4 protein-coding genes are annotated in these 3,729 nt (G+C 46.3%); 3 read left to right on the top strand and 1 reads right to left on the bottom strand.

Features of this window, described 5'->3' with window-relative positions:
• On the top strand, positions 1 to 873 hold an 873-nt coding region (locus tag CUC53_RS15440; protein WP_201796777.1), incomplete at its 5' end, for an SLC13 family permease.
• Between the two features lie 28 nt (positions 874 to 901).
• Complete coding sequence (gene cysC, locus CUC53_RS15435) at positions 902 to 1,492, top strand: adenylyl-sulfate kinase (protein WP_100294970.1); 591 nt, start codon at positions 902 to 904, stop codon at positions 1,490 to 1,492.
• An 85-nt stretch (positions 1,493 to 1,577) separates the two neighbouring features.
• Here the strand turns inward: cysC and CUC53_RS15430 are convergent, their stop codons facing one another.
• A complete protein-coding gene (locus tag CUC53_RS15430; RefSeq protein ID WP_157798297.1) occupies positions 1,578 to 3,263 on the bottom strand; it encodes a hypothetical protein in 1,686 nt (561 codons plus the stop codon).
• Positions 3,264 to 3,489: 226 nt separating this feature from the next.
• Between CUC53_RS15430 and CUC53_RS15425 the strand changes: the two genes are divergently transcribed.
• Positions 3,490 to 3,633: a hypothetical protein gene (locus CUC53_RS15425; protein ID WP_420808070.1), complete on the top strand. Its 144-nt coding sequence runs from the start codon at positions 3,490 to 3,492 to the stop codon at positions 3,631 to 3,633.
• The last annotated feature ends 96 nt before the right edge of the window (positions 3,634 to 3,729 follow it).

The raw sequence follows: 3,729 nt of genomic DNA, 5'->3' as shown, positions 1-3,729 counted from the left end.
CAGCACCGCCTCAATGGCCAGCATCTGGTGGAGGTGATCGTCAGCCACAGCTCACGACTGGTGGGGCAAACCATCAAGGATGCCGAATTTCGCACCCACTTCGATGCGGTGGTGCTGGCGGTGCGCCGTGGCGAGACCCAGCTCACCGGTGGCCTTGGCCAAATTGAGCTGAATGCCGGTGATACCCTGCTGCTGGCGCCGGGCCCTAAGTTTGCCGGTAACAAGTCCCTCTCCCGAGAGTTTGTGGTGGTGAGCGGCTTAGAAGCCTCCACCCGCCTCGACGGCAAGCGCAGCGCCGCCGTAGTGCTGGGGTTTCTTGGGGTGTTGGCACTGTCGGTGTTCGAGTTAGTGCCACTGTTTAAGGGCTTGCTGGTAATGCTGGTGGTGCTGCTGTTCTCCCGGATCCTGACGCTGGACGAGATCCGCCGCCGCTTCCCGCTCGATATCTGGCTGGTGGTGGGCGGGGCGCTGGCCATTGCCGATCAACTGGAAAAAAGTGGCTTGGCGCGCGTGATCGCCGACTGGTTGATGCACGAGTTCCATGGTGCCAGTCCACTGATCGCCTTTATCGGCATCTACCTGTTTACCTTGGTGCTGACCGAGCTGATGAGTAACAATGCCGCCGCGGCGCTGGCCTTCCCCATGGGCTATCAGCTGGCGCTCAGCATGGATGTTTCGACCATGCCGTTTATTCTGGCGGTGCTGTTTGGGGCAAGCTCCAGTTTTATCCTGCCCTACGGCTACCAGACCAATCTGATGGTCTATGCCGCAGGTAACTACAAAATGCCGGACTACCTCAAGCTGGCCCTGCCGGTCTCGCTAGCCTATAGCCTCGGGGTGCTGGTGATGGTGCCCCTGCTGTTTCCGTTTTAAGGCGTGAGCGCCAATCAAGGAGTGTTGGATGAGTAATATCGTGTGGCACAAGCATGCCGTGGACAAACAGAGCCGGGCCGAATTGAAAGGGCAAAAACCGCTGGTGATCTGGTTTACCGGGCTGTCGGGGGCGGGCAAATCGACCCTGGCGGGGGCGCTGGAGCAGGCGCTGGCGGCACAAGGCAAGCACACCTATCTGCTGGATGGGGACAATGTGCGCCACGGCCTGTGCGGCGATCTCGGTTTCGATGATGCTGCGCGTCAGGAGAATATCCGCCGGGTCGGCGAGGTGGCGAAACTGATGGTGGATGCGGGCCTTATCGTGCTCACCGCCTTTATCTCGCCGTTCCGTGCCGAGCGGGAGCTGGTACGCAATCTCTTGGGCGAAGGGGAGTTTGTCGAAGTTTTTGTCGATGCACCGCTCGCCATCTGTGAAGAGCGCGACCCCAAGGGGCTCTACAAAAAGGCGCGGGCGGGGGAGATCCGTAACTTTACCGGTATCGACTCCGCCTACGAGGCACCGGAGCAGCCGGAAATTCATCTGTTTAATGCCGGTAAACCGGTGGAAGGGCTGGTGGATGAGTTGCTGACCGCCCTGCGGCAGGGGAACTACCTGTAGCTGTTGAGTAGCGCCGTCTTAGGTGCTGAATTGTTATCTCGGCGCGGTTATTCGCGATTATCCGAATACGCTGCGCTATTCGAACCTACGGGCTGGTTTTTTCTATAAGATAAAAATACTCTTTGGGGGCGGGTCGCCCAGGTCTTGAACGATATGTTTTGTAAATAGCCTGTTTATCTTCATCAAAGCCGATACCATCCATTAAACAAGCATCTGCTAAAATCGCCTCTTCTTCTCGCAGTTTTAAATAATTGACTCTTAGCCACTTAATTATAGCTTTCCGTAAAGCATAGCCATTATCATCCTTTCGATTTAAATGAGATTTAATCCACAAAACATTAATGCAAAATCCCAAATATCGAGCGGCCATATAGTTAGGGTATTTATTGAATTCACAAACTGCATCGTAAATTTTTCTTCTCAGCTTATGTGAAATTATTTTTCGTGCAGAGGTTATAACTGAAAAGTTATCCATTAATCTATACCAAGTAACATTGTGCTGAATATACCAGCATGTATCAGCAGGCTCTCTAATATATGCTGAGGAATGTATTATTTCAAAATATAGGTCTGCTATGTAATCGCAAACCGATTGTTCATTATAATCCCTAATCCTCAGTTTTATGTCTTCGTTAATGTGGTCATAACTGTTAAGCGCCTCAGTCATATTTATTGCAAAGTCAATAACGATTTTAAATCTTTCCAGTTCTTCACTTTGATATATGTTTGTTGATTTTGTATCAACGTGTGCGATACACATGGATGTGTTTTTAATTAAATCAATTGCACGAAAAAATATGCTGGTATGAGAGCCGATAAATTTTTTCTTTAAAAAAGATTTAAAGCATAAAACAACAGAGTTGCAGTATTTTTCTAACTGTGAGTTATCCCAGTGTTGGAAAGAAGAATAGTCAACATCCAGGGGCGAAAGACCCTTGGATAGCTTTTCAATTAAACAATAGTCACCATATAGGCTGTTGCTTAATGGTTTTATATGACCTAATAAATCTGAGGAGAATTTGTTGCTCTCATAATATAGTTGAGAGTTTTTATTGTTTAAAAATGAATTTGATAAATTGTAGGAAAATAATGAAAAGCTATTGTTGTAAATTGACTTTAACGAAGCTAACTTTTCGAAATATTTTATAGCGGTAGAAGGTGAATTAATAGCAATGCTGTCGCAAAATTTTTTGTTAGCAAGAAGCAAGATGATATCATTGGCAAAATATATTTCATGTCCTTTAGGGAGGCCATCACCTTTTGCATCTGGTGAATTAGCCATATCTATAATATTCTCTATTGAACGACCGATTTCATAACTAATGACATCTAATTCCGATGTATTTCCTCTCAATAAAGCTTGATACAGTATATTTGAGAATTTTTTATAGTTTCTATGATTGAATACCGGTGGTTTAATAAATGCAAACCAGATCCAAACTGAAATAAGGATGAGGAATGTAAGTGCTAGGATGGATTGCCATAGTGCTTGAGAAATATTCCATGTAAAAGTCGGCCAAGATTGTGCAACCCAAAGTTCAGTTGTTAATGTTCCCACTCCAATAATTGGAATGGCAGCAAAAGTAATTTTATGTAAGTCTATTGATGATGTTGAAACTCTAAATTTATAGCGGAAGTCAGTTATTGTATAAACAATGACAAGAAGCGCAAGCCCAGAAATAAACTCAGAAAAGCCAAATATTGTGTTAGAGCTGCTGCTTGCTTTTACGAGGCAAACATCGAAAAGAAACCAATCACATTTTATTGTCATCGTTAAATGCTCGCAATTATATTGCTTTTATTACGTGTATATAAACCAAAATCTGGGACAAAATCTGGGACACCCACCTTTTTGACAGCCGCTTAATACTCGACTTCGCTTGAGCAACGCAAAAAATCTGGGACACCCACCTTTTCAACATCTGGGACACCCACCTTTTTGACAGCCGCGTAATACTCGACTTCGCTTGATCAATCATTGTCGAAGGGAAAGTGCCATGACCATTGCCCGTTCACGTCAAATCAGTTTGCAGGATACCCCTTACTACCACGTGGTCAGTCGCTGTGTACGGCGCGCTTTCCTCTGTGGGGACGATCCCCATTCTGGCCAAGGAAAACATCTGGGACACCCACCTTTTTGACAGCCGCGTAATACTCGACTTCGCTTGATCAATCATTGTCGAAGGGAAAGTGCCATGACCATTGCCCGTTCACGTCAAATCAGTTTGCAGGATACC

Source organism: Aeromonas cavernicola, from assembly GCF_002795305.1.
Classification (GTDB): domain Bacteria; phylum Pseudomonadota; class Gammaproteobacteria; order Enterobacterales; family Aeromonadaceae; genus Aeromonas; species Aeromonas cavernicola.
Note: the sequence above shows the minus strand (reverse complement) of the source record. Positions and strands in the feature narration are given on the sequence as shown.